The sequence below is a fragment of the Streptomyces sp. APSN-46.1 genome (assembly GCF_022815725.1).
Taxonomy (GTDB): domain Bacteria; phylum Actinomycetota; class Actinomycetes; order Streptomycetales; family Streptomycetaceae; genus Streptomyces.
Genome location: NZ_JALGRF010000001.1, coordinates 51,131 through 76,557 on the forward strand (window position 1 = coordinate 51,131; position 25,427 = coordinate 76,557).

The window sequence follows — 25,427 nt, forward strand, 5'->3', positions numbered from 1 at the left end:
CCCGTACCCCGCATCCCGTACCCCGTGTCCCGTACGCCGTTTTCCCGTTCGTTCCCCCTGACCGCCTCTGCTGGATGTGACGTTCTCTTGACCACCGTTCTGATCACCGGGGCCAGCGCCGGCCTCGGCGCCGCCTTCGCCCGCGGTTTCGCGGCCAAGGGCTGCGACCTGGTCCTCGTCGCCCGCGACAAGGACCGCCTCGACGCCCTCGCCGAGGAGCTCGGCCGGGAGTTCGGGGTGGCCGCGGAGGTCCTGCCCGCCGACCTGCTGGATCCGGCGCAGTGCGCCGGCGTCGCCGAGCGGCTCGCCGACGCGGACCGGCCCGTCGACATCCTGCTGAACAACGCGGGCTTCGGGCTGCCCGCGCCCTACCCGTACAACCCGGTCGAGGACGAGGAGCGGATGCTCGACCTGCTCGTGAGGGTCCCGCTGCGGCTCACCCACGCGGTGCTGCCGGGCCTGCGCGAGCGCCGCCGGGGCGCGGTGCTGAACGTCTCCTCGGTGGCCGGACTGCTGCCGACCGGCACGTACGGGGCCGCCAAGGCCTGGATCACGGCCTTCAGCGAGTCACTGCGGGTGGACATGGAGCCGTACGGGGTCCGGGTCCTGGCGGTGGTACCCGGCTTCACGCGCACCGAGTTCCAGGAGCGGGCCGGGATGGACGTCAGCGCCCTGCGCGACGCGGTGTGGCTGGAGCCGGAGGCGGTGGTGGCCCAGGCCCTGAAGGACCTGGCACGCCGCCGCCCGGTCAGCATCACCGGCTTGCGCTACCAGGCGTACGCGACCGCGGCCCGGCACCTCCCGCGCGCGTTCGTGGCCCGCAAGATGGCCCGCGAGCGCCGGCCCCCGGCGGAGCGCTCGGCGGAGCACTCGGCGTGAGCCGGCCCCGCGAGGCGTGCCCCACTTCCCCGAGACCGCTCAGACCTCGGTGACCTTGCCGTTCGCGACCACCAGGCGGCGGGTCACGTGGACGGCGTCCAGCATCCGGCGGTCGTGGGTGACCAGCAGCAAGGTGCCCTCGTACGCCTCCAGGGCGGACTCAAGCTGCTCGATCGCCGGGAGGTCGAGGTGGTTGGTGGGCTCGTCCAGCACCAGCAGGTTCACCCCGCGGCCCTGGAGCAGTGCCAGGGCCGCGCGGGTGCGCTCGCCGGGGGAGAGGGTGGCCGCCGGGCGCAGTACGTGGGCCGCCTTGAGGCCGAACTTGGCCAGCAGGGTGCGGACTTCGGCCGGCTCGGTGTCCGGGACGGCCGCGCAGAAGGCCTCCAGCAGCGGCTCGTCGCCGAGGAACAGGCCGCGCGCCTGGTCCACCTCGCCGACCAGCACACCGGAGCCGAGGGAGGAAGCGCCCGAGTCCGGGGCCAGCCGGCCGAGCAGGACGGCGAGCAGGGTGGACTTGCCGGCGCCGTTGGCCCCGGTGATCGCGACGCGGTCCGCCCAGTCGATCTGGAGGCTGGCCGGGCCGAAGTGGAAGTCCCCGCGCTTGACGGCGGCCTCGCGCAGGGTCGCCACCACCGAGCCGGAGCGCGGGGCCGCCGCGATCTCCATGCGCAGCTCCCACTCCTTGCGGGGCTCGTCGACGACGTCGAGGCGTTCGATCGCGCGCTGCGTCTGGCGGGCCTTGGCGGCCTGCTTCTCGCTGGACTCGCCGCGCAGGTTCTTGCCGATCTTGTCGTTGTCGCTCGCCTTGCGGCGCGCGTTGCGCACACCCTTGTCCATCCAGTTGCGCTGCATCTGGGCCCGGCCCTCAAGAGCGGACTTCTTGCCCGCGTACTCCTCGAACTCCTCGCGGGCGTGGTCGCGCGCACGCTCGCGCTCCTCCAGGTACGCGTCGTAACCGCCGCCGTAGAGGTTGATCTGCTGCTGGGCCAGGTCGAGTTCGAGGACCTTGGTGACGGTCCGGGTGAGGAACTCGCGGTCGTGGCTGATGACCACCGTGCCCGCGCGCAGGCCCTTCACGAACTGCTCCAGCCGGTCCAGGCCGTCGAGGTCGAGGTCGTTGGTCGGCTCGTCGAGCAGGAACACGTCGTACCGGGACAGCAGCAGCGAGGCGAGTCCGGCCCGGGCGGCCTGGCCGCCGGACAGGGCGGTCATCGGCAGGTCGAGACCCACCGCGAGCCCGAGGTCGTCGGCGACCTCCTGGGCCCGGTCGTCGAGATCCGCGCCGCCGAGGTTCAGCCAGCGGTCGAGGGACTCCGCGTACGCGTCGTCCGCGCCCGGGGTGCCGTCGACGAGGCCCTGGGTGGCGGCGTCCAGCTCCGCCTGCGCGGTGGCGACGCCGGTTCGGCGGGCCAGGAACTCGCGCACCGACTCTCCGGGGCGGCGCTCCGGCTCCTGGGGCAGGTGCCCGACGGCCGCGCCGGGCGGGGAGAGCCGCAGCTCACCGGTCTCGGGGGTGTCCAGACCGGCGAGCAGGCGCAGCAGGGTGGACTTCCCGGCGCCGTTGACGCCGACGAGGCCGATGACGTCGCCGGGGGCGACGACGAGGTCGAGGTCGGCGAAGAGCGTGCGCTCACCGTGCGCGGCGGTGAGTTTCCTGGCGACGAGGGTTGCAGTCATGATGCGCCGATCCTATCCGCGAGTCCTTGATCGCAGACCCGGCCCGTACGCGGCACGGCCTCGGGCGCCGGCATGGCCGGATAGGTGGGATACATGTCATTGCGGCCATCGCGTCCGGCGTCACACCATGAGGCCATGTCGTTGCGAAACGTGCTCGTCCTCCTCTACGACGGGGTGCAGAGCCTGGACGTGACCGGCCCGGTGGAGGTGTTCGCCGCGATCGGGCACTTTCCCGGCCGCACCGGCTACCGGATCCGGACCGTCTCCCCCGGCGGGGCGCCGGTACGGACGGAGAGCGGGCTGACGCTCGTGCCGGACGGGGAACTGGAGAGCGCACGCCCCGGCCCGGGCACCACGCTGCTGGTGCCGGGCGGCCAGTACACCGCCGACTTCGAGCCGCGGCTCATCGACTGGCTGCGGGCCCACGGGGGTGGTGCGCGGCGACTGGTGGCCGTGTGCACGGGCAGCCTGCTGCTCGCCGAGGCGGGGCTGCTGGACGGACACCGGGCCACGACGCACTGGAACGCGTGTGAGCAGATGGCGCGGGACTACCCGGCCGTCACTGTCGAGCCGGACCCGATCTACGTGCGCGACGGGCGGGTGGCGACCTCGGCCGGGGTCACGGCCGGGATCGACCTCGCCCTCGCGCTGGTGGAAGAGGACCACGGGCGGGACGTGGCGCTGCTGATCGCCCGGCACCTGGTGGTGTTCCTGCGCAGGCCGGGCAACCAGGCGCAGTTCAGCGCGCAGCTGGCGGCACAGACGGCGCGGCGGGAGCCGCTGCGGGACGTCCAGCAGTGGATCACGGAGCACCCGGGCGGGGACCTGAGCGTGGAGGCACTGGCCGCGCGGGCGAGCCTGTCGCCGCGGCACTTCGCGCGTGCGTTCCAGGCGGAGACGGGGGTGACGCCGGGGCGGTACGTGGAGCGGGTGCGGGTGGAGCACGCGAGGCGGCTGCTGGAGGACAGCGGGGAAGGGGTGACGCAGATTTCGCGGGCGTGCGGGTACGGGACGCCGGAGGCGTTGCGGCGGGCGTTCGTGAAGACGCTGGGCCAGTCCCCGGCGGAGTACCGGCGGCGCTTCGGCAGGCCGGCGGGCTAGCGCCGCCCCGCCCCGCCCCTGAACCGGGGCTGTTGAAGCGGGGCTGTGCCCCGGAATCGGCGGGCGGCTCGGTCGGGCCGCCCGCGCCAGGACCCGTCAGGGGTCCGTCGACCACTTCGGAGGAGAGAGAGACATGCAGATCGCCGTACTGCTCTACGACCGGTTCACCGCGCTCGACGCGATCGGTCCCTACGACACCCTCGGCCGGCTTCCCGGCGCCGAGACCGTGTTCGTGGCCGAGCGGCCCGGGCCCGTACGCAACGATTCCGGGTCGCTCGCGCTCGTCGCCGACAAGGGGCTGCACGAGGTGACAAGGCCGGACATCGTCATCGTGCCCGGAGGGCCCGCGCCGGAGGTGGAGATGGGGAATCCGGCCGTCCTCGAATGGCTGAGGGCCGTGGACGCCACGAGCACCTGGACCACCTCCGTCTGCACCGGGTCGCTGCTGCTCGCCGCCGCCGGGTTGCTCGACGGCCGGCGGGCCGCCGGGCACTGGCTGTTCCTCGACCGGCTGCCGGCCTTCGGGGCCGAACCCACGGGGGAGCGGGTGGTGTTCGACGGGAAGTACGTCACCGCCGCCGGCGTGTCCTCCGGGATCGACATGGGGCTCACGCTGCTCGGCCGGATCGCCGGGGACGAGTTCGCGCAGACCGTGCAGCTGATGACCGAGTACGACCCCCAGCCGCCCTACGACGCCGGCTCGCCGGACAAGGCCCCGGCCGAGCTCGTGGCCAGGCTGCGCGCCGTCAGCCCGCTGTAGTCCACGTTCACGTCCACGTTCACGTCAACGTCCATGTGAACGACGGCGCACGGCGCTCCAGGAACGCGGCGACGCCCTCCGCGGTGTCGTCGCTTCCGGCCGCCTGCGCCGTCCAGTACGCGTCCCGGCCGGTGCGGCCGTCCGCGAACTCCTTCGCCGCCGCCTGGGTCAGCTGCGACCGCGCCGCCAGGATCCCGGCGAACTCCGCCACCCGCTCGGCCAGTCGGCCGGCCGGCAGCAGCTCGTTCAGGAACCCTGCGCGCAGCGCGTGCTCCGCGTCGATCAACTCCGCCGAGAAGAGCAGGTACTTGGCCACCGCCGGGCCTACCAGACCCGCCAACCGCCGTGTCGAGGAGGCCGGGTAGACGATGCCCAATCGCGCCGGGGTCACCCCGAACGACGCCCCCTCCTCCGCGAACCGCAGATCGCACGCCGCCGCCAGCTGGCTGCCGCCGCCCACACAGAACCCGCGGATCGCGGCGAGGGTGGGCTTCGGGAAGGCGGCGAGGGCCTCCTCCGCGGCCACCGCCAGCACCTGCGGATCGTCGTCCCCGGTCAGCGACGAGATGTCCGCCCCCGCGCAGAAGGTCGGGCCGGCCCCCGTCAGTACGAGCACCCGTACGGCCGGATCGGCGGCGAGACCCGGCAGGAGTTCCGGGAGCGCGCGCCACATCGCCGCCGTCATGGCGTTCCGCTTGGCGGGGTGCGAGATGACGACGGTGGCGACCCCGTCGGCCACCGAGTGGAGGAGGTCTGCGTGCATGCGCCGGATGCTATCCCGGGCGTCGAACCCATGATCAAGGCGGCCGGGGAGGCGGCCGAGAAGCGCGCCCCAGAAGAGCAGGAACGGTCGAACAACTGACTCTGTCATACGCCAACGGTCAGAAAGCGTCCGATTGACGCTGACTTCTGGTCAGCGGTCCGGTCCGGACCAGGCTGTTCCGCACTCTTGACGCGTGGAGACGATCGAGCGCGAAGACGGGGGCCGGAAGATGGAAGACAGCGGGAACGTCCCGCCAGCCAGGGTAGGTGAGCCGGAGGCTCCGGCCGATCCCCTCGCGTACGAGGGAGTGTGGCGGTTCACCGCTCCCGCGGTAGAAGAATCCGTTCCGCAGGCCCGCCGGGCGGTCCGCGACCTGCTCGGCCGGCAGGGGGTGCCGGCCCCTCAGGACCTGGTCTACTCCCTGCTGCTGATCGTCTCCGAACTGGTGACGAACTCGGTCCGGCACGCCGCCCTGCTCTCGCCGGAGGTCGCGGTCGAGGTCGCGATCGGCCGCGAGTGGGTACGGGTGGCCGTCGAGGACAACCACCCGTACCGGCCCAAGGCGCTGGAGGCGGATTTCGGTCAGACCGGCGGCCGGGGCCTGCTCCTGGTGCGCGAGATCACGCGGGAGGCCGGCGGGGTCTGCGATGTCGAGCACACCTCGACGGGCGGCAAGGTCATCTGGGCGGCCCTGCCACTCACCGCGCCGGCCCCCGTCACCGCCCCGGTACCGGCCCCGGCACCCGCCCCGGCCTCCTGACCGCGACCGCCCAGGGGCGGGCTACCAGCCCGCGGCGTCCCCGGTCAGCTCGCGGATCGCGGGCCGGGCCGCGTCCAGCACCGTCATGAACCAGGCCGAGAACGGCGCCTCGGCGTGCCGCTTCGCCAGCTCCTCGGCGGTGACGAAGGCGGTGTCGCCGACCTCCTCCGGATCCGGCCGCAGTTCCGCCTGCGCGAGCCCCACGAACAGGTGGTTGTACTCCTGCTCGACCAGACCCGACGCCGGGTCCGGGTGGTTGTAGCGCACCGTCCCCGCCTCCGCGAGCAGCGAGGGCGACAGCCCCAGCTCCTCATGGGTCCGCCGGGCCGCCGCGGCGAACGGCGACTCCCCCGGGTAGGGGTGACCGCAGCACGTGTTCGACCAGACACCGGGGGAGTGGTACTTCCCCAGGGCCCGCTGCTGGAGCAGCAGGCGCCCCTGCTCGTCGAAGAGGAACACGGAGAACGCCCGGTGCAACAGCCCGGGCGCCTGATGGGCGGAGAGCTTCTCCGCCGTGCCGATGGTATTGCCGGACTCGTCGACCAGTTCGAGCATGATCGGTTCTTGAGCGCCGGTGCCGGTGGACGCGCTGTTCGCGGCGGTGGCTGGTGTGGTCGGCATACCCATCCTTCGCTTCGGACTCCGGCCTTCAGTCTGCCGTACAAAAGAGGCTTGTCCCCACTTCGGAGATCCGCGCATGTCTGCCCCCCGTCGCGTGTATAAGCGACGGGGGGCAGAGATTCACCTGCCGCGTCCCCGTACGGCGGTCACCGGGCGCAGGACGTAGCCCGTGTACCCGTACTCGTGCCCGTACCGCGACCGTACGTCGAGCTCCTCGCGCGTCGCGGCCAGCGCGGCCGGCATCCCCGGGGCCGCGGCCGCGTCGGCGGGGAGGGTGCGGACCCGCTCGCCGAGCGGGCCGTAGTACTCGGCCCAGTCGGAGTCGGGCAGGTGGTGGACGCCCAGCACCTGGTACCCGGCGGCCCGCGCGGCCGCGGTGTTGCGGGCCGTGGAGCGCAGTGGGCACTGGGGGTCCCAGAAGGCGCGTACACCGGCGGACGGCTCCGGCACGCTCCATTCGCACTCGGTGAGCACCAGGGTGCCGCCGGGGGCGAGCAGCCGCTTCCACCGCGCGAGCGCGGTGTCGAAACCGATGGTGTAGGCGGAGCCCTCGGCCCACACGAGGTCGAAGGAACCGTCCCGGCAGGGGAGCGCGGGGAGCGCGGCCATGTCCGCCTCGACGGTGTGGACGCGGTCGGCGACCCCGCGGGCCTCGGCGGCGGTGCGGAGCTCGTCGAGGAAGGGGCCGTACAGATCGACGGCGGTCACCTCGGCGGCGCCGGCCGCTCCCGCCTCTTCGGCGAGGAGCAGCGCGCTGCGGCCGGGACCGCAGCCCAGGTCGAGGACGCGCGGCCGCTCGGGCAGCGGTCCGCACAGGGACAGCAGGTGCCGGGTGGTGGCGTCGGAGCCGGGAGCCTGCCGGGGCAGGCCGCGGTGCAGTGTGAAGAACGCCTCAACGAAGGCGGCGTCGGAGAAGTCGGCGCCGGTGTCGGTGGTGGGGCGAGTGGTGTCGGTCAACGTGAACCCTCGGGAAAGGGGGCTCCGGCAGACCTGGGGGCGGATCGGTGTGATCAGCCCTGGCCGGATGCCCGGAGGACGGTGGGGATGGACCGGAGTTCGCTGCGCATGGCGGCGACCACTGCGACGGTCATCAACCCACCTCCTTCTCGTTCGGTGCCTTCACGTGCCCAAGCCGGCGTCACGGGCGTTACCGACCCGTACGCGACTTCGTCCACCGTAACATCCAGGCGGTTTGTGGTCCCTTGGCGTGATCGTCAATGATGATCACAGCGAGGGGGGCCCAGCCCGCCCAGAACCCGGGAATCTTCGGCTTATCGGGGCGTTAACGGGTGGTGAATCCCCGCTTCCATTCATCCGATAGCCTCTGCCGACGTGCTGCCGTCCCACGTGGCGCGCGTTCCGCGTTCGTTGCCAAGGAGTGAGTTCGTCTGCCGACCGTCATCCTCACCGGCCTGCCGGTCCCCGGATCACCGCTCGCGGACGGGCTGCGCTCGCTCGGCTTCGAGGTCCGCACCGTGGCCGGGCCCGATACCCCCAACAGTGCCGATAGCGTCACGGCCGCGCTGGCCGACGTACCCGCCGATCAGCGGGTGGCCGTCGTGGACAGCGCCTTCGTGGGGCACGTCCACGCGCTGCGCCTCGCGCTGACCGATCCGCGCTTCGACGCCTGCGCCGTGACCGGCGCGTTCGCCGTCCAGCCGGGCGCCCGGGCGGCTCTGGACAAGGCCGCGGCGCTCGCGCCCGAGGGCGAGGGCCCGTACGCCGACCGGCTCGCCGCCGCCGTCGAGGACGCCGGGACCCCCGTCCAGCGCCCCGAGCTCGGCACGCTGGTCGCCGCGGTTCCCGCCACCTCCGCGGAGCGTGACGCGGCGGTCGCCGCCGTCGCCGCCGTGGACGACGAGGCCGTACGCCTGCGGACCGCCGTGAAGTCCCGCGACGGCTTCTTCACCACCTTCTTCATCAGCCCGTACTCGCGCTACATCGCCCGCTGGTGCGCGCGCCGCGGCCTGACCCCGAACCAGGTCACCACCGCCTCGCTGCTCACCGCGCTGATCGCGGCCGGCTGCGCCGCCACCGGCGACCGCTGGGGCTACGTCGCGGCCGGTGTGCTGCTCCTCGTCTCCTTCGTCCTGGACTGCACCGACGGGCAGCTCGCCCGCTATTCGCTCCAGTACTCGACGATGGGCGCCTGGCTCGACGCGACCTTCGACCGCGCGAAGGAGTACGCCTTCTACGCGGGCCTCGCGCTCGGCGCGTCGAGAAACGGCGACGACGTCTGGGCACTCGCGCTCGGCGCCATGATCCTGATGACCTGCCGGCACGTCGTGGACTTCTCCTTCAACGAGGCCAACCACGACGCCACGGCCAATACGAGCCCCACCGCCGCCCTGTCCGACAAGCTCGACAGCGTCGGCTGGACGGTCTGGGTCCGTCGGATGATCATCCTTCCGATCGGTGAGCGCTGGGCGATGATCGCGGTTCTGACCGCCTTCACCACGCCGCGGATCGTGTTCTACGCCCTGCTCGTCGGCTGTGCCTTCGGCGCCCTCTACACCACCGCCGGCCGGGTCCTGCGCTCCCTGACCCGCAAGGCCACCCGTACCGACCGGGCCGCCCAGGCCCTCGCCGACCTCGCCGACTCGGGCCCGCTCGCCGAGCTGGAGGCCCGCCTGCCCGGTCACCGGCGGCTGCACCTGCTGTTCGCCTTCCTCGGCGCCGGTCTCGTGGTCTCGGCCGCCTGGGCCCGGGAGTTCGGGAGCTGGACGGTCGTCGCCACCGCCGTGCTGTACGTGATCTTCAGCGGCGCCGCGGTCGCGCGACCCCTCAAGGGCCCCCTCGACTGGCTGATCCCGCCGCTCTTCCGGTTCGCCGAGTACGTGACCGTCCTCGCCCTCGCGGCCAAGGCGGACGTCCCCGGAGCCCTTCCGGCCGCATTCGGCCTGGTCGCGGCGGTCGCCTACCATCACTACGACACGGTCTACCGCATCCGCGGTGGCTCGGGCGCGCCCCCGCGCTGGCTGGTGCGGGCGACCGGCGGCCACGAGGGCCGGGTCCTGCTGACGGTGGTCCTCGCCGCCGTCCTCGCCCGTGACGCGTTCCCCGTCGCGCTCACGGCCATGGCCGTGTTCGTGGCTCTGGTGGTGCTCGTGGAGAGCATCCGCTTCTGGGTCTCCGCCGGAGCACCCGCCGTACATGACGAAGGAGAACCAGCATGATCGGCCTTGTCCTCGCTGCCGGTGCCGGACGCCGCCTGCGTCCCTACACCGACACCCTGCCCAAGGCCCTCGTGCCCGTCGGACCCGAAGGCGACGAGGACAGCCTCACCGTCCTCGACCTGACGCTCGGCAACTTCGCCGAGGTCGGCCTCACCGAGGTCGCGATCGTCGTCGGCTACCGCAAGGAAGCCGTCTACGCGCGCCGGGAGGCCCTGGAGGCCAAGTACGGCGTCAAGATCACGCTGATCGACAACGACAAGGCCGAGGAGTGGAACAACGCCTACTCCCTGTGGTGCGCGCGTGACGTCCTCAAGCAGGGCGCGATCCTCGCCAACGGCGACACCGTCCACCCGGTCTCCGTCGAGCGGACCCTGCTCGACGCCCGCGGCAACGGCCAGAAGATCATCCTCGCCCTCGACACGGTCAAGAACCTGGCCGACGAGGAGATGAAGGTCGTCGCCGCTGACGGGCAGGGCGTCCGCACGATCACCAAGCTCATGGACCCGGCCGACGCGACCGGCGAGTACATCGGTGTCACCCTCATCGAGCCCGAGGCTGCCGAGGCGCTGGCCGAGGCCCTGAAGACCACCTTCGAGCGCGACCCCGACCTCTACTACGAGGACGGCTACCAGCAGCTCGTCAACGACGGCTTCACCATCGACGTGGCTCCCATCGGCGACGTCAAGTGGGTCGAGATCGACAACCACGACGACCTCGCCAAGGGCCGGACGATCGCATGCCAGTACTGACGAGGCTCATCCCCTCGCCGGTCGTCGTCGACATCAGCCGCGGGGCGATGGACGACCTGGCCGGCCTCCTGGCCGACCAGCGGATCTCCGCGTCCGGCAAGCTGGCGATCGCGATCAGCGGCGGCTCCGGCGTGACGTTGCGCACCAAGCTGGAGCCCGTACTGCCGCATGCCGACTGGTACCCGGTCGTCGACGGCACCATCGACTCCGCCGTCAAGCTCGCCGACGACATAAAGGGCCGCCGCTACGACGCCGTCGTGGGCCTGGGCGGCGGCAAGATCATCGACGTGGCCAAGTACGCCGCGGCGCGGGTCGGGCTGCCCATGGTGGCCGTCGCCACCAACCTCTCCCACGACGGCATCTGCTCGCCGGTGTCCATCCTGGACAACGACAACGGCCGGGGCTCCTACGGCGTGCCCACGCCGATCGCCATGGTGATCGACCTCGATGTGATCAAGGAAGCCCCGGTGCGGTTCATCCGCGCCGGCGTCGGCGACGCGATCTCCAACATCTCGGCCATCGCCGACTGGGAGCTCTCGCACGAGATCAACGGCGAGCCCGTGGACGGCCTGGCCGCCGCCATGGCCCGCAGCGCCGGCGAGTCCGTGCTGCGCCACCCCGGCGGGTGCGGCGACGACGAGTTCCTCACCGTGCTCTCCGAGGCGCTCGTCCTCTCCGGCATCGCCATGTCGATCAGCGGGGACACCCGCCCGTCGTCCGGCGCCTGCCACGAGATCAGCCACGCCTTCGACCTGCTCTACCCGGGGCGCTCCGCGCTCCACGGCGAGCAGGTCGGCATCGGCGCCGCGTTCGCCATGCACCTGCGCGGAGCCCGGGAGCAGACCGGGCTGTTCGCCTCGGTGCTGCGCGGCCACGGACTGCCCGTGCTGCCCGAGGAGATCGGGTTCAGCGTGGACGAGTTCGTCGCGGCCGTCGAGTACGCCCCCCAGACCCGCCCGGGACGATTCACGATCCTGGAGCACCTCAACCTGTCCGCCGCCGAGATCAGGGACGCTTACTCCGACTATGCCAAGACCATCCGTAGCTGAACTCCGGCCCGTCGTGCACCCGGCGGGCGTCAAGGACCGGGTCAGCGGTGAGCACTGGGGCGGGCGCCTGTACATGCGCGAGATCTCTCTGCGCATCACCCGCCTCCTGGTCCCCACCAAGGTCACGCCGAACCAGCTGACCTACCTGATGACCCTGGCCGGCGTCCTCGCCGCCCCGGCCCTGCTGGTGCCGGGCATCTGGGGCGCCGTCCTCGGCGTGGTGATGGTCCAGCTCTACCTGCTGCTCGACTGCGTCGACGGCGAGGTCGCCCGCTGGAAGAAGCAGTTCTCGCTGTCCGGGGTCTACCTGGACCGCGTCGGCGCCTACCTGTGCGACGCGGCCGTCCTGGTCGGCTTCGGCCTGCGCGCGGCGGACCTGTGGGGCAGCGGGAGCATCGACTGGCTGTGGGCCTTCCTCGGCACCCTCGCGGCGGTCGGCGCGATGCTGATCAAGGCCGAGACCGACCTGGTCGGCGTCGCCCGCCACCAGGCCGGCAAGCCCGTGGTCAAGGACGCGGCGGCCGAGCCGCGCTCGTCCGGCATGGCGCTCGCCCGCCGGGCCGCCGCCGCGCTGAAGTTCCACCGGCTCGTCCTCGGCATCGAGGCCTCCCTGCTCATCCTGGTGCTGGCCGTCCTGGACCAGGTCCGGGGCGACCTGTTCTTCTCCCGGCTCGGCGTCGCCGTGCTGGCCGCCATCGCCCTGCTCCAGACGGTGCTGCACCTGGTGTCGATCCTCGCTTCCAGCAGGCTCAAGTGACGTCGCCGATGCGGCTGGGCGCCGTGATCATCACCATGGGCAACCGTCCCGACGAGCTCAAGGCGCTCCTCGACTCGGTGGCCCGCCAGGACGGCGACCCCGTCGAGGTGGTCGTCGTCGGCCAGGGAGTGAAGGTCACCGGGCTTCCCGAGGGCGTGCGCACCGTGGAGCTGCCCGAGAACCTGGGCATCCCCGGCGGGCGCAACGTCGGCATCGAGGCCTTCGGCCCCGGCGGCCGCGAGGTGGACGCCCTGCTCTTCCTCGACGACGACGGCCTGCTGGAGCGCACCGACACCGCCGAGCTGTGCCGGCAGGCCTTCGCCGAGGACCCCGGGCTCGGGATCGTCAGCTTCCGGATCGCCGATCCGGACACGGGCGTCACCCAGCGCCGGCACGTGCCCCGGCTGCGCGCCGCCGACCCGATGCGCTCCTCCCGCGTGACCACCTTCCTGGGCGGCGCCAACGCCGTCCGTACGAAGGTGTTCGAGCAGGTCGGAGACCTGCCCGGGGAGTTCTTCTACGCCCACGAGGAGACCGATCTGGCCTGGCGGGCGCTCGACGCCGGGTGGCTGATCGACTACCGGGCGGACATGGTGCTGCTGCACCCGACGACCGCCCCCTCCCGCCACGCGGTGTACCACCGTATGGTGGCCCGCAACCGGGTGTGGCTCGCCCGCCGGAACCTGCCGGCCCCGCTGGTGCCGGTCTACCTGGGCGTCTGGCTCCTGCTGACGCTCGTCCGCAGACCGTCGGTACCCGCGCTCAAGGCCTGGTTCGGCGGGTTCAAGGAGGGATGGACCACCCCCTGTGGTCCCCGGCGCCCCATGAAGTGGCGCACGGTCTGGCGGCTGACCCGGCTCGGCCGCCCACCCGTCATCTGACAAGCTCGAATCTGGGAGCATGGGCCCCGATCGCGGATCCCCTGCCCCCAGGCCCGTTCCCCCTTCTGCCGCATCTTGAAGACGGAAAGTTTCAACTTGTGAGTGACACAACCCACGACGGCGCCCTCGCCACGAGCAAGCCGCTGTCCGAAGACGCGGGACTGAGTCCTGCGGAACTCGCCAGGAAGTACGGTCTTTCAGTCAGCGGCGCCCGGCCCAACCTGGGCGGATATGTGCGGCAGCTCTGGGGCCGGCGCCACTTCATCATGGCCTTCTCCCGGGCCAAGCTGGTGGCGCAGTACAGCCAGGCGAAGCTCGGCCAGATCTGGCAGGTGGCGACCCCCCTGCTGAACGCGCTGGTCTACTACCTGATCTTCGGCCTCATCCTGGACGCGGGCCGCGGCATGGAGAAGGGGGTGTACATCCCCTTCCTGGTGATGGGCATCTTCGTCTTCACCTTCACCCAGAACTCGCTGATGGCGGGTGTCCGGGCCATCCCCGGCAACCTCGGCCTGGTCCGCGCCCTGCACTTCCCCCGGGCCTCGCTGCCGATCTCGTTCTCGATGCAGCAGCTCCAGCAGCTGCTCTACTCGATGATCGTCGTCTTCGTCGTCGCGCTCGCCTTCGGGAACTACCCGCAGCTCTCGTGGCTGCTGGTGGTCCCGGCGCTGGTGTTCCAGTTCGTCTTCAACACCGGCCTGGCTCTGATCTTCGCGCGGATGGGTGCCAAGACGCCCGACCTGGCGCAGCTGATGCCCTTCCTCACCCGCACGTGGATGTACGCCTCGGGCGTCATGTTCTCGATCAGTGAGATGCTGAAGGACAAGCCCCACTGGATCGCGGACGTGCTCCAGTGGAACCCGGCGGCGATCTACATGGACCTGGTCCGCTTCGCGCTGATCGACGACTACGGCCCGGAGAACCTGCCGCCGCACGTCTGGGCCTTCGCCGTCGGCTGGGCCGTCGTGATCGGCGTCGGCGGATTCGTGTACTTCTGGAAGGCTGAGGAGCGTTACGGCCGTGGCTGAGATCGCAAAGAGCAAGGTCCCCACCGTCATCGCCGACGACGTTCACATCGTCTACCGCGTCAACACGGGCAGCTCCGGCAGGGGCAGCGCCACCGCGGCGCTGAGCAAGATACTCCGCCGCGGCAAGGGCGCCGACGCGCCGGGTGTCCGCAAGGTGCACGCCGTGCGCGGCGTGAGCTTCACGGCGTACCGGGGCGAGGCCATCGGCCTCATCGGCTCCAACGGCTCCGGCAAGTCGACCCTGCTCCGTGCCATCGCGGGCCTGCTGCCCTGTGAGTCGGGCAAGGTGTACACGGACGGCCAGCCCTCGCTGCTGGGTGTCAACGCGGCGCTGATGAACGACCTGACCGGTGAGCGCAACGTCGTCCTCGGCGGTCTGGCGATGGGCATGACCCGCGAGCAGATCAAGGAGCGCTACCAGGACATCGTCGACTTCTCGGGCATCAACGAGAAGGGGGACTTCATCTCCCTGCCGATGCGCACGTACTCCTCGGGCATGGCCGCGCGGCTCCGCTTCTCCATCGCGGCCGCCAAGGACCACGACGTCCTCATGATCGACGAGGCGCTCGCCACCGGTGACCGGAAGTTCCAGGTCCGCTCAGAGGCCCGCATCCGCGAGCTGCGCGAGAAGGCCGGCAGCGTCTTCCTGGTGAGCCACAACAACAAGTCCATCCGCGACACCTGCGACCGGGTGCTGTGGCTGGAGCGGGGCGAGCTCGTGATGGACGGCCCGACCGACGAGGTCGTGCGCGCCTACGAGAAGCACACCAACGCCTGACGCGCCTGACCGGCCGGTTCAGGCCAAGGCCTCCGCGGGCCCCCGCCGCACCACGCGGTGGGGGCCTCGGCGTGCCGGTGTGCCGCCGACGGGGGTCGCGTACGACATTCAGTAGCGGAGCGAATACCCCTCGGGGCCCCACGGCGTTGTACAGCGTAAGCTGGAGCGGTCCTGTATCGCGGCAAGAGGGGACGATTCCCCGCAGGTGAAATGGCCTGAAGTACCCCGGGGAATGCCGGGCGGCGTGTCCGAAATAGGATGACTTCGGTCAGCAGTGTAGAACGGGAGATGTGACGGCAATGGCTACGGGAATTCTCCGGCCCCCAGGCATTGTGGCCGTCCCCGCCCCGGGCGGCGGGCGGTGACCCCGGAGCACGGCATCCGCACTGATTCTCCGGCTTCTCCGGCGGCCGATGCGGCCCACAGCCGCGCCACCCTCGGCAAGGCGGCGGCCGAGAATTTCCCCGTCGCCCCCTTCTTCCTTCCCCGTGCGTGGCGCCAGGGCCTCACGGCGGTCTACGGATACGCCCGTCTGGTCGACGACATCGGCGACGGCGACCTCGCCCCCGGCGGCCGTGACGCCGTACTCCTCGGCCTCGACCCCGCCGCCGCGGACGACCCGCTCGCCATGCTCGACGCCTTCGAGGCCGACCTGCTGCGCGTCTTCGGAGGCGCCGACGGCCCGCCCCGCCATCCCCTGCTGCTGGCCCTCCGGCCCGTCGTCCGCGACCGCGGGCTGACCCCCGAGCCCTTCCTCGGGCTGATCGAGGCCAACCGCCAGGACCAGCGCGTCACGCGCTACGAGACGTACGCGGACCTCCTCGCCTACTGCGAGCTGTCCGCGAACCCCGTGGGCCGGCTCGTGCTCTCCCTCACCGGGACCAGCACCCCGGAGCGGGTCCGCCGCTCCGACGCGATCTGCACCGCCCTGCAGATCGCCGAACACCTCCAGGACGTCGCCGAGGACCTCGGCCGGGACCGCGTCTACCTCCCCGCCCAGGACATGCGCCGCTTCCACGTGAGCGAGACCGACCTGAAAGCCCCCACCGCCGGCGCGTCCGTACGCGCCCTGGTCGCCTTCGAGGCGGAGCGCGCACGCGCCCTCCTGGACGAGGGCACCCCGCTCGTGGGGAGCGTGCACGGCCGACTGCGGCTGCTGCTCGCGGGCTTCGTGGGCGGGGGGCGCGCCGCGCTGCGCGCCGTCGGGGCCGCCGGGTTCGACGTGCTTCCCGGCCCGCCCAAGCCCACCAAGACCGGCCTGCTCCGCGAGGTGGCCGCCGTCCTGCGCACAGCGCCGAGAAAGGGGTGAGCCCCACCGTGGAGGGCCCCACACACGCGTCCGCACTGTCCGCACCGATCAGCGCGGCCTACAGCTATTGCGAGGCCGTCACCGGCGCGCAGGCGCGCAATTTCGCGTACGGCATCCGGCTGCTTCCCACGGACAAGCGGCACGCCATGTCCGCGCTGTACGCCTTCTCCCGGCGGGTCGACGACATCGGTGACGGCACGCTGCCGCCCGAGGCCAAGCTGACCCGCCTGGAGGAGACCCGCGCGCTGCTCGGCCGGATCCGCGCCGACGACGTCGACGAGGACGACACCGACCCGGTCGCCGTCGCCCTCGCGCACGCCGCGCGCCGCTTCCCGATCCCGCTCGAAGGGCTCGACGAGCTCATCGACGGGGTCCTGATGGACGTCCGCGGCGAGACCTACGAGACCTGGGACGAACTCAAGGTCTACTGCCGCTGCGTCGCCGGGGCCATCGGCCGGCTCTCCCTCGGCGTGTTCGGCACCGTGAACGCCGGGGGCCTCGGCGCGCCCGAAGCCGCGCGCGCCGGCGAGTACGCCGACACGCTCGGTCTCGCGCTCCAACTCACCAACATCCTCCGGGACGTTCGTGAGGACGCCGCGAACGGGCGCACCTACCTGCCCGCCGAGGACCTCGCCAAGTTCGGCTGCTCCGAAGGCTTCCACGGCGACCGGGCCCCGGCCGGCTCCGACTTCGCCGGACTCGTCCACCACGAAGTCCGGCGCGCCCGGGCCCTGTTCGTCGAGGGCTACCGGCTGCTGCCGATGCTCGACCGCCGCAGCGGAGCCTGTGTCGCCGCCATGGCCGGGATCTACCGGCGCCTCCTCGACCGCATCGAGCGGGAGCCCGAGGCCGTGCTCCGCGGCCGCGTCTCGCTGCCGACGCACGAGAAGGCGTACGTCGCCGTCCGCGGCCTCTCTGGCCTCGACGCCCGGACCATCTCGCGCCAGACCACCAGGAGGCGGCCCTGATGCCCCCGACCCCCTGGCCCCCGGCCGCGGCCACTTGGCCCCCGGCCCCGGCCGCTTCGCTCGCGGGCGCTACCGCAGGCATGTCCGGCGCCCCGGGGACGCCCCCGCGCCCGGCGGGCCGTCCCGGCCCGGGTCGCACCCGGGCAACCGCCCCGGCGGCGGGCGCGTCTCTTCCGGCGGGCTCCGCCCGCGGGGCGGCCTCGCCCGCGCGGCACCGACCGGCCGGCCCGGCGGGCCACCGCACCACCGGGGAGGGCGCATGAGCGACAGCGACCACCGCGCCGTCGTCGTCGGCGGCGGACTCGCCGGGGTCACCGCCGCGCTCGAACTCGCCGACGCCGGGCTCCAGGTCACCCTCCTCGAAGGGCGCCCGCGGCTCGGCGGCCTCGCCTTCTCCTTCAAGCGCGGCGAACTCACCGTGGACAACGGCCAGCACGTCTACCTGCGCTGCTGCACCGCCTACCGGTGGTTCCTGGACCGCGTCGGGGGCGCCGGCCTCGCACCCCTCCAGGACCGGCTCGACGTACCCGTGCTCGACGCCGCCCACCCCGCAGGGCCGCGCCTGGGCCGGCTGCGGCGCAGCGCCCTGCCCGTACCGCTGCACCTCGTCGGCTCCCTGGCCCGCTACCCGCACCTCTCGCTCGCCGAGCGGGCGAGCGTCGGGCGCGCCGCCCTCGCGCTGCGCCGCCTCGACCCCGCCGACCCGGCGCTGGACGGCCTGGACTTCGCGACCTGGCTCGGCCGCTACGGCCAGTCCCCGCGCACCATCGAGGCCCTGTGGGACCTCGTCGGCATCGCCACCCTCAACGCCACCGCCGACCAGTCCTCGCTGGGCCTGGCCGCCATGGTCTTCAAGACCGGCCTGCTCTCCGAGAACGGCGCCGCCGACATCGGCTGGGCCAAGGTCCCCCTCGGCGAGCTGCACGACACCCTCGCCCGCAAGCAGCTCGACGCCGCCGGCGTACGCACCGAACTGCGCACCCGGGTCACCGCCGTCTCCCGCACCGAAGGCGGCGGCTGGCGCGTCGACACCGAGGACGAATCGCTCGAAGCGGGCACCGTCGTCCTCGCCGTCCCGCAGCGCGAGGCCCACGGACTCCTCCCGGCCGGGGCACTGGCCGACCCGGACAAGCTCCTCGACATCGGCACCGCGCCCATCCTCAACGTCCACGTGGTCTACGACCGCAAGGTGCTCAAGCGGCCCTTCTTCGCCGCGCTCGGCTCCCCGGTCCAGTGGGTCTTCGACCGCACCGACGCCTCCGGGCTCACCGACGGCGGCCAGTACCTGGCCCTGTCCCAGTCCGTGGCCCAGGCCGACATCGACGAGCCCGTCTCCGTCCTGCGGGCCAAGTACCTGCCCGAACTGGAGCGGCTGCTGCCGGCCGCCCGAGGCGCGAAGGTACGGGACTTCTTCGTCACCCGGGAGCGGACGGCCACCTTCGCCCCCACCCCCGGTGTCGGCCGGCTGCGCCCCGGCGCGCGCACCGACACGCCGGGGCTCTATCTCGCCGGTGCGTGGACCGCCACCGGCTGGCCCGCGACCATGGAGAGCGCCGTCCGGAGCGGCCTCGGCGCGGCGCACGCCGCGCTCGCCGCTCTCGGCCGCCACCGCGACCACCCCCTGCAGGAGGCGGCATGACGACCACCAGCACCACTACCGCCACCGGCGCAGCACGCACAGCACGTACAGGAACCAGAGGAGAGCCAGTGAACCCGGGGAATCCGGCTGTCGAGAACACGGGTGCCAGTGTGGGCACAGCCGGAGGGGGCGGGGAGAAGGCGGACACGCTCGCCCTCCTGGAGCGCGGCCGCACGCTGTCGACGCCCGTGCTCCGCGCCGCCGTAGACCGGCTCGCGGCGCCCATGGACACCGTCGCCGCCTACCACTTCGGATGGATTGACGCCGAGGGCAACCCGGCGGACGGCGACGGCGGCAAGGCCGTGCGCCCCGCGCTCGCGCTGCTCTCCGCCGAAGCGGCGGGCGCCCCCGCCGAGGTCGGCATCCCCGGCGCCGTCGCGGTCGAACTCGTGCACAACTTCTCGCTGCTGCACGACGACCTGATGGACGGCGACGAGCAGCGCCGCCACCGCGACACCGTGTGGAAGGTGCACGGCCCGGCCCAGGCCATCCTCGTCGGCGACGCGCTCTTCGCCCTCGCCAACGAGGTGCTGCTGGAGCTCGGCACGGTCGAGGCGGGCCGCGCGGCGCGCCGCCTGACCACCGCCACCCGCAAGCTGATCGACGGACAGGCGCAGGACATCTCGTACGAGCACCGAGAGCGCGTCAGCGTCGAGGAGTGCCTGGAGATGGAGGGCAACAAGACCGGCGCCCTGCTCGCCTGCTCGGTCTCCATCGGCGCGGTGCTCGGCGGCGCGGACGACCGCACGGCCGACAAGCTGGAGGAGTACGGCTACCACCTCGGCCTCGCCTTCCAGGCGGTCGACGACCTGCTCGGCATCTGGGGCGACCCGGAGTCCACCGGCAAGCAGACCTGGAGCGACCTGCGCCAGCGCAAGAAGTCCCTGCCGGTCGTCGCCGCCCTCGCGGCCGGCGGGCCCGCCTGCGAGGAGCTCGGCCGGCTGCTCGCCGCCGACGCGAAGAGCAGTGACTTCGAGAACTTCTCGGAGGAGGAGTTCGCGGCCCGCGCGGCGCTGATCGAGGCGGCCGGCGGCCGCGAGTGGACCGCCGAGGAGGCGCGCCGCCAGCACGCGGTGGCGATCCGCGCGCTGGACGACGTGGACATGCCGCAGCGGGTGCGGGAGCAGCTGGTCGCCCTCGCCGACTTCGTCGTCGTGCGCAACAGGTGATCGCCACCCGAGCTCGGATATGACTCGCGAGTCGCCGGCCGGCGCCACCAGCCCGGGCAATGCCCGGGCGGCGCCGGCCGACGGCGGACCCCAGGACAGCAGCAGAGGACACTGCACGCAAAGGGGAAGCCATGACAGCGACGACCGACGGCGCCGGGGCCCGCGCCGCCGAACCGGGTGACAGCACGGCCGCGACGCCGCCTGCCCCCGCCCTTCCGGGAACCTGCGGGGCCACCCGGATCCGACCGGGCGCGGGCCTCGTACCGGGCGTTCACGAGGCCACCGCGCGCGCCGTCCGGAACCTGCTCGACCGCCAGGACCCCGAGGGCTGGTGGAAGGGCGACCTGGAGACCAACGTCACCATGGATGCCGAGGACCTGCTGCTGCGGCAGTTCCTCGGCATCCGGGACGAGGCCACCACACGGGCCGCCGCCCTGTTCATCCGGGGCGAGCAGAGGGACGACGGCACCTGGGCCACCTTCCACGGCGGACCGCCCGAACTGTCCGCCACCATCGAGGCGTACGTCGCCCTGCGCCTCGCCGGAGACGCCCCGGACGCCCCGCACATGGCCGCCGCCTCGGCCTGGATCCGGGCCCACGGGGGGATCGCGTCCGCCCGGGTCTTCACCCGCGTCTGGCTGGCCCTCTTCGGCTGGTGGGACTGGGAGAACCTGCCCGAACTCCCGCCCGAGCTGGTGTTCCTGCCGTCCTGGGTGCCGCTCAACATCTACGACTTCGGCTGCTGGGCCCGCCAGACCATCGTCCCGCTCACGGTCGTCTCCGCGATGCGGCCCGTCCGCCCGGCCCCCTTCGCCCTGGACGAGCTGCACACCGACGCCCGGATCCCGGCCCCGGCCCGCCGGCCGGCTCCGCTGACCAGCTGGGACGGCGCCTTCCAGCGGATGGACAAGGCCCTGCACGCCTACCGGCGGTTCGCCCCGCGCCGGCTGCGCAAGGCCGCGATGGCCGCCGCCGCCCGCTGGATCATCGAGCGCCAGGAGAACGACGGCTGCTGGGGCGGGATCCAGCCACCGGCCGTGTACTCGGTCATCGCCCTGCACCTGCTCGGGTACGACCTCCAGCACCCGGTGATGCGCGCCGGACTGGAGTCCCTGGACCGGTTCACCGTGTGGCGCGAGGACGGTGCCCGGATGATCGAGGCGTGCCAGTCCCCGGTCTGGGACACCTGCCTCGCCGCCATCGCGCTGGCCGACGCGGGGGTGCGCCCCGACCATCCGGCCCTGGTGAAGGCCGCCGACTGGATGCTCGGGGAGGAAATCACGCGCAGCGGCGACTGGGCCGTGCGCCGACCCGGACTGGCCCCCGGAGGCTGGGCGTTCGAGTTCCACAACGACACCTACCCCGACATCGACGACACCGCCGAGGTGGTCCTCGCCCTGCGCCGTATCCGGCACCCCGACCCGGCGAGGGTCGAGGCGGCCATCGCCCGCGGGGTGTCCTGGACCCTCGGAATGCAGTCGGGCAACGGGGCCTGGGCCGCCTTCGACGCCGACAACACCAGCCCCTTCCCGAACCGGCTGCCCTTCTGCGACTTCGGGGAGGTCATCGACCCGCCCTCCGCGGATGTCACCGCGCACGTCGTGGAGATGCTCGCCTTCGAGGGCAGGACGGCGGACCCCCGGACCCGCCGGGGGATCGCCTGGCTGCTCGCCGAACAGGAGCCGGAGGGCGCCTGGTTCGGCCGCTGGGGCACCAACTACGTGTACGGGACGGGGTCGGTGGTCCCGGCCCTGACGGCCGCCGGTCTGGCTCCGGGACATCCCGCGATCCGGCGGGCGGTGCGCTGGCTGGAATCCGTACAGAACGAGGACGGGGGGTGGGGCGAGGACCAGCGCTCGTACCAGGACCGGTCCTGGGCCGGGAGGGGCGCCTCCACGGCTTCCCAGACCGCTTGGGCGCTGATGGCCCTGCTGTCGGCCGGCGAGCGGGACGGCAAGGCCGTCGAACGGGGCATCGCGTACCTGGTGGAGACCCAGCGGGCGGACGGCACCTGGGACGAGCCGTACTTCACCGGCACCGGATTCCCCTGGGACTTCTCCATCAACTACCACCTGTACCGGCAGGTGTTCCCCCTCACCGCACTCGGTCGTTACCTGTACGGGGAGCCGTTCGGCTCCGACGGCCGTCAGCCGGGCGCCGGCGCGGACGTCCGACCCGGGGTACCGGCTGAGGAGGAGTGATGGACGGCCGAGCCGAGGCCCCCGCCGCGCTACTGATCGCCTGCGCCCTGCGCATCGAGCAGGCGGCCCTGCGCAGCGGCGGGGAACGCGGTGCCCGGCGTGCCGTGAAGGGGTGCGCCGTCCTGCGCACCGGCATGGGGCCGCGCGCCGCCGAGCGGGCCGTCACCAGGGCGCTGGCCGGGCCGGGGAGGGCCGAGGCCGCCGTCCTCGCGACCGGGTTCTGCGCCGGGCTGGTCCCCGGCATGAACCCCGGCGACCTGATCGTCGCCGACGAGACCCGGGACCCGCGCGGAACCGTCGTCTGTGACGGGACCGCCCTGCTCGCCGAGGCACTGGCCCGGGCCGTTCCGGGCCGGACCGTGCACCTCGGCGCGCTGACCGGATCCGACCACGTCGTCCGCGGCCAGGAGCGCGCGCAGCTGCGCGCCACCGGCGCCATCGCGGTCGACATGGAATCGGCGGCCACCCTGTGGGCCGCCGCCCGGCGCGACGGCGCCGCACCTCACGGGAAGCGCCCGGTTGCGGCCGTCCGGGTGATCGTGGACGCTCCCGAGCATGAGCTCGTCCGCATCGGCACGCTGCGCGGTGGAATATCTGCCTTCCGTGTTCTTCGTGCCGTGCTGCCCGTGTTCCATGACTGGCACCGTTCTTTGCTGCTCCCCAGGAGGTGAGCCAGATGGCCATGCCACTGCGACAGTCCATCAGGGTCGGGACCTATCTTCTCGAACAGAAGCTCCGCAAGCGTGAGAAGTTCCCGCTGATCGTCGAGCTGGAACCGCTCTACGCCTGCAACCTGGCCTGCGAGGGGTGCGGGAAGATCCAGCACCCGGCCGGGGTGCTCAAGCAGCGCATGCCGGTCGCCCAGGCGGTCGGCGCCGTCCTGGAGTCCGGAGCGCCCATGGTGTCCATCGCGGGCGGCGAGCCCTTGATGCACCCGCACATCGACGTGATCGTGCGCCAGCTGGTGGCGCGGCGGAAGTACGTGTTCCTCTGCACCAACGCGCTGCTGCTGCGCAAGAAGATCGAGAAGTTCACCCCGTCCCCGTACTTCGCCTTCGCCGTGCACATCGACGGGCTGCGCGAACGGCACGACGAGTCGGTGGCCAAGGAAGGGGTCTTCGACGAGGCGGTCGCCGCCATCAAGGAGGCCAAGAAGCGCGGGTTCCGGGTGACCACCAACTCCACCTTCTTCAACACCGACACCCCGCAGACGATCATCGAGGTGCTCAACTACCTCAACGACGACCTCCAGGTCGACGAAATGATGATCTCGCCCGCCTACGCCTACGAAAAGGCCCCCGACCAGGAACACTTCCTGGGTGTCGAACAGACCCGCGAACTCTTCAAGAAGGCCTTCGCGGGCGGCAACCGGCGGCGCTGGCGCCTCAACCACTCGCCGCTCTTCCTCGACTTCCTGGAAGGCAAGGCGGATTTCCCGTGCACCGCCTGGGCCATTCCGAACTACTCCCTCTTCGGCTGGCAGCGCCCCTGCTATCTGATGAGTGACGGCTACGTGCCGACGTACAAGGAGCTCATCGAGGAGACCGACTGGAGCAAGTACGGCCGCGGAAAGGATCCGCGCTGCGCGAATTGCATGGCGCACTGCGGCTACGAGCCCACCGCCGTCCTGGCCACCATGGGCTCGCTCAAGGAGTCCCTGCGAGCGGCCAGGGAGACGATCGGCGGCAACCGGGCCGCGTCGTCATGACCCCCGGATCAGGAGCGTCAGGAGCGGGCGGGCGCGAGGGCTTCGACCTCGGCGCCCTGCTGGCCGAGCGAGGCGGGGAGCGGTACGCGCTGCACGCCCGCCACCTCAACCACCAACTGCCCCGCATGCTGCACACCATCGGCTTCGACAACGTCTACGAGCGGGCCGAGGGCGCCCACTTCTGGGACGCCGAGGGCAACGACTACCTCGACATGCTGGCCGGGTTCGGGGTCATGGGCCTGGGCCGGCACCACCCGGTGGTCCGCCGGGCCCTGCACGACGTCCTGGACGCCCAACTCGCCGACCTCACCCGTTTCGACTGCCCGCCGCTGCCGGGGCTGCTGGCCGAGAAGCTGCTCTCGTACAGCCCGCACCTGGACCGGGTCTTCTTCGGCAACAGCGGTACCGAGGCCGTGGAGACCGCCCTGAAATTCGCCCGGTACGCCACCGGCCGCCCCAGGATCATCTACTGCGACCACGCCTTCCACGGGCTCACCACCGGCTCGCTCTCGGTCAACGGGGAGCGCGGATTCCGGGACGGCTTCGCCCCGCTGCTGCCGGACACGAGGATCGAGCTCGGGGACCTGGCCGCCCTGGAGCGGGAGCTCGGGCGGGGCGACGTGGCCGCCTTCATCGTCGAGCCGGTCCAGGGCAAGGGGGTGCTCGCGGCCCCGCCCGGATTCCTGGTCGCCGCGCAGGAACTGCTGCGCCGGCACAAGGCGCTGCTCATCGCGGACGAGGTGCAGACCGGCCTGGGACGTACCGGTGACTTCTACGCGTACCAGTACGAGCCGGGCGTGGAGCCGGACCTGGTCTGTGTGGCCAAGGCCCTGTCGGGCGGCTATGTCCCGGTCGGCGCGACCCTGGGCAAGGACTGGATCTTCAAGAAGGTCTACTCGTCCATGGACCGGGTGCTGGTGCACTCCGCGAGCTTCGGCTCCAACGCGCAGGCGATGGCGGCGGGGCTGGCGGTGCTGTCGGTCATGGAGGACGAGCGGCTGGTCGCCAACGCGCGGGCGATGGGCGACCTGCTGCGCGGGCGGCTCGCGGCGATGGTGGACGAGTACGAGCTGCTGCACGAGGTGCGGGGGCGCGGGCTGATGGTCGGCATCGAGTTCGGCCGGCCGTCCTCCCTGGGGCTGCGCAGCCGCTGGACCATGCTCCAGGCGGCCCGCAAGGGGCTGTTCGCCCAGATGGTGGTGGTACCGCTGCTGAAGAAGCACCGGATCCTCACCCAGGTCTCCGGCGACCACCTGGAAGTCATCAAGCTGATTCCGCCGCTCGTCGTGGACGAGGGGGACGTGGACCGGTTCGTGGCCGCCTTCCGCGAGGTCATGGACGAGGCCCACGGCGGGGGCGGCCTGATGTGGGACTTCGGCAGAACGCTGGTGAAGCAGGCCGTCGGCAACGGCTGACGGCCCGCTCCGGCCGGCCGTCGACTACGGCTGACGGCC

The 25,427-nt window shown here is 72.3% G+C and carries 22 protein-coding genes and 1 pseudogene; 19 read left to right on the plus strand and 4 right to left on the minus strand.

The annotated features are described in order from the left end of the window. Positions 1-87 precede the first annotated feature (87 nt). Positions 88-879, plus strand: coding sequence for an SDR family oxidoreductase (locus MTF65_RS00240; protein WP_243626023.1), 792 nt, complete (start codon positions 88-90; stop codon positions 877-879). A gap of 39 nt (positions 880-918) precedes the next feature. Here the strand turns inward: MTF65_RS00240 and MTF65_RS00245 are convergent, their stop codons facing one another. Then, positions 919-2,556, minus strand: a complete 1,638-nt coding sequence (locus MTF65_RS00245) for an ABC-F family ATP-binding cassette domain-containing protein (protein ID WP_243626024.1) — start codon at positions 2,554-2,556, stop codon at positions 919-921. Positions 2,557-2,691: 135 nt separating this feature from the next. On the opposite strand from MTF65_RS00245, the gene MTF65_RS00250 reads away from it, so the two are divergent. Then, entirely contained in the window at positions 2,692-3,657 is a 966-nt protein-coding gene (locus MTF65_RS00250; protein ID WP_243626027.1) for a GlxA family transcriptional regulator, read from the plus strand. 133 nt (positions 3,658-3,790) lie between these two features. Next, positions 3,791-4,417 carry a DJ-1/PfpI family protein gene (locus MTF65_RS00255; protein ID WP_243626028.1) on the plus strand — a complete coding sequence of 209 codons (627 nt, stop codon included), beginning with the start codon at positions 3,791-3,793 and terminating at the stop codon, positions 4,415-4,417. Positions 4,418-4,436: 19 nt separating this feature from the next. Here MTF65_RS00255 and MTF65_RS00260 read toward each other — a convergent pair whose 3' ends face one another. After that, the gene (locus MTF65_RS00260) at positions 4,437-5,180 is read right to left on the minus strand and encodes an enoyl-CoA hydratase/isomerase family protein (protein WP_243626030.1); all 744 of its coding nucleotides are present in this window, start codon (positions 5,178-5,180) and stop codon (positions 4,437-4,439) included. A 229-nt stretch (positions 5,181-5,409) separates the two neighbouring features. Between MTF65_RS00260 and MTF65_RS00265 the strand changes: the two genes are divergently transcribed. After that, entirely contained in the window at positions 5,410-5,940 is a 531-nt protein-coding gene (locus MTF65_RS00265) for an ATP-binding protein (RefSeq protein WP_279398577.1), read from the plus strand. Between the two features lie 21 nt (positions 5,941-5,961). On the opposite strand, the gene idi is transcribed toward MTF65_RS00265, so the two are convergent. Further along, entirely contained in the window at positions 5,962-6,561 is a 600-nt protein-coding gene (idi, locus tag MTF65_RS00270) for an isopentenyl-diphosphate Delta-isomerase (RefSeq protein ID WP_243626032.1), read from the minus strand. A gap of 150 nt (positions 6,562-6,711) precedes the next feature. Further along, a pseudogene (locus MTF65_RS00275) lies at positions 6,712-7,440 on the minus strand (class I SAM-dependent methyltransferase); the annotation flags it as partial. 509 nt (positions 7,441-7,949) lie between these two features. Here MTF65_RS00275 and MTF65_RS00280 point away from each other — a divergent pair. The 15 genes from MTF65_RS00280 to MTF65_RS00350 all read left to right on the plus strand — a co-directional run bounded on the left by MTF65_RS00280 (position 7,950) and on the right by MTF65_RS00350 (position 25,388). Then, positions 7,950-9,737, plus strand: coding sequence for a DUF5941 domain-containing protein (locus MTF65_RS00280; RefSeq protein WP_243627238.1), 1,788 nt, complete (start codon positions 7,950-7,952; stop codon positions 9,735-9,737). Further along, complete coding sequence (locus MTF65_RS00285; RefSeq protein WP_243626033.1) at positions 9,734-10,486, plus strand: sugar phosphate nucleotidyltransferase; 753 nt, start codon at positions 9,734-9,736, stop codon at positions 10,484-10,486. Before MTF65_RS00280 ends, MTF65_RS00285 begins: the two co-directional genes overlap by 4 nt. Next, on the plus strand, positions 10,474-11,535 hold the full coding sequence (locus tag MTF65_RS00290) for an iron-containing alcohol dehydrogenase family protein (protein WP_243626034.1): 1,062 nt from the start codon (positions 10,474-10,476) through the stop codon (positions 11,533-11,535). Before MTF65_RS00285 ends, MTF65_RS00290 begins: the two co-directional genes overlap by 13 nt. Next, entirely contained in the window at positions 11,513-12,292 is a 780-nt protein-coding gene (locus MTF65_RS00295) for a CDP-alcohol phosphatidyltransferase family protein (RefSeq protein WP_243626035.1), read from the plus strand. The genes MTF65_RS00290 and MTF65_RS00295 overlap by 23 nt, the downstream gene beginning before the upstream one ends. Before the next feature lie 8 nt (positions 12,293-12,300). Beyond that, positions 12,301-13,173, plus strand: a complete 873-nt coding sequence (locus MTF65_RS00300) for a glycosyltransferase (RefSeq protein WP_279398578.1) — start codon at positions 12,301-12,303, stop codon at positions 13,171-13,173. Positions 13,174-13,271: 98 nt separating this feature from the next. Then, positions 13,272-14,201: an ABC transporter permease gene (locus tag MTF65_RS00305; RefSeq protein WP_243626046.1), complete on the plus strand. Its 930-nt coding sequence runs from the start codon at positions 13,272-13,274 to the stop codon at positions 14,199-14,201. After that, the gene (locus tag MTF65_RS00310) at positions 14,194-14,979 is read left to right on the plus strand and encodes an ABC transporter ATP-binding protein (protein WP_243626050.1); all 786 of its coding nucleotides are present in this window, start codon (positions 14,194-14,196) and stop codon (positions 14,977-14,979) included. The genes MTF65_RS00305 and MTF65_RS00310 overlap by 8 nt, the downstream gene beginning before the upstream one ends. A 361-nt stretch (positions 14,980-15,340) precedes the next feature. Then, positions 15,341-16,288 (plus strand): squalene synthase HpnC, encoded by a 948-nt coding sequence (gene hpnC / locus MTF65_RS00315; RefSeq protein ID WP_374207123.1) that lies wholly within the window; start codon positions 15,341-15,343, stop codon positions 16,286-16,288. Beyond that, positions 16,285-17,256 carry a presqualene diphosphate synthase HpnD gene (gene hpnD, locus MTF65_RS00320; protein WP_374207124.1) on the plus strand — a complete coding sequence of 324 codons (972 nt, stop codon included), beginning with the start codon at positions 16,285-16,287 and terminating at the stop codon, positions 17,254-17,256. The genes hpnC and hpnD overlap by 4 nt, the downstream gene beginning before the upstream one ends. Positions 17,257-17,515: 259 nt before the next feature. Next, positions 17,516-18,895 carry a hydroxysqualene dehydroxylase HpnE gene (hpnE, locus tag MTF65_RS00325; RefSeq protein ID WP_243626059.1) on the plus strand — a complete coding sequence of 460 codons (1,380 nt, stop codon included), beginning with the start codon at positions 17,516-17,518 and terminating at the stop codon, positions 18,893-18,895. A gap of 68 nt (positions 18,896-18,963) precedes the next feature. After that, the gene (locus MTF65_RS00330) at positions 18,964-20,064 is read left to right on the plus strand and encodes a polyprenyl synthetase family protein (RefSeq protein ID WP_374207125.1); all 1,101 of its coding nucleotides are present in this window, start codon (positions 18,964-18,966) and stop codon (positions 20,062-20,064) included. A gap of 131 nt (positions 20,065-20,195) precedes the next feature. Next, positions 20,196-22,265: a squalene--hopene cyclase gene (gene shc / locus MTF65_RS00335; protein ID WP_243626066.1), complete on the plus strand. Its 2,070-nt coding sequence runs from the start codon at positions 20,196-20,198 to the stop codon at positions 22,263-22,265. Next, positions 22,265-22,936 (plus strand): 1-hydroxy-2-methyl-2-butenyl 4-diphosphate reductase, encoded by a 672-nt coding sequence (locus MTF65_RS00340; RefSeq protein WP_243626072.1) that lies wholly within the window; start codon positions 22,265-22,267, stop codon positions 22,934-22,936. The genes shc and MTF65_RS00340 overlap by 1 nt, the downstream gene beginning before the upstream one ends. Positions 22,937-22,941: 5 nt before the next feature. Then, positions 22,942-23,973, plus strand: a complete 1,032-nt coding sequence (hpnH, locus tag MTF65_RS00345; protein WP_243626074.1) for an adenosyl-hopene transferase HpnH — start codon at positions 22,942-22,944, stop codon at positions 23,971-23,973. Further along, positions 23,970-25,388 (plus strand): aspartate aminotransferase family protein, encoded by a 1,419-nt coding sequence (locus MTF65_RS00350; RefSeq protein WP_243626076.1) that lies wholly within the window; start codon positions 23,970-23,972, stop codon positions 25,386-25,388. Before hpnH ends, MTF65_RS00350 begins: the two co-directional genes overlap by 4 nt. The last annotated feature ends 39 nt before the right edge of the window (positions 25,389-25,427 follow it).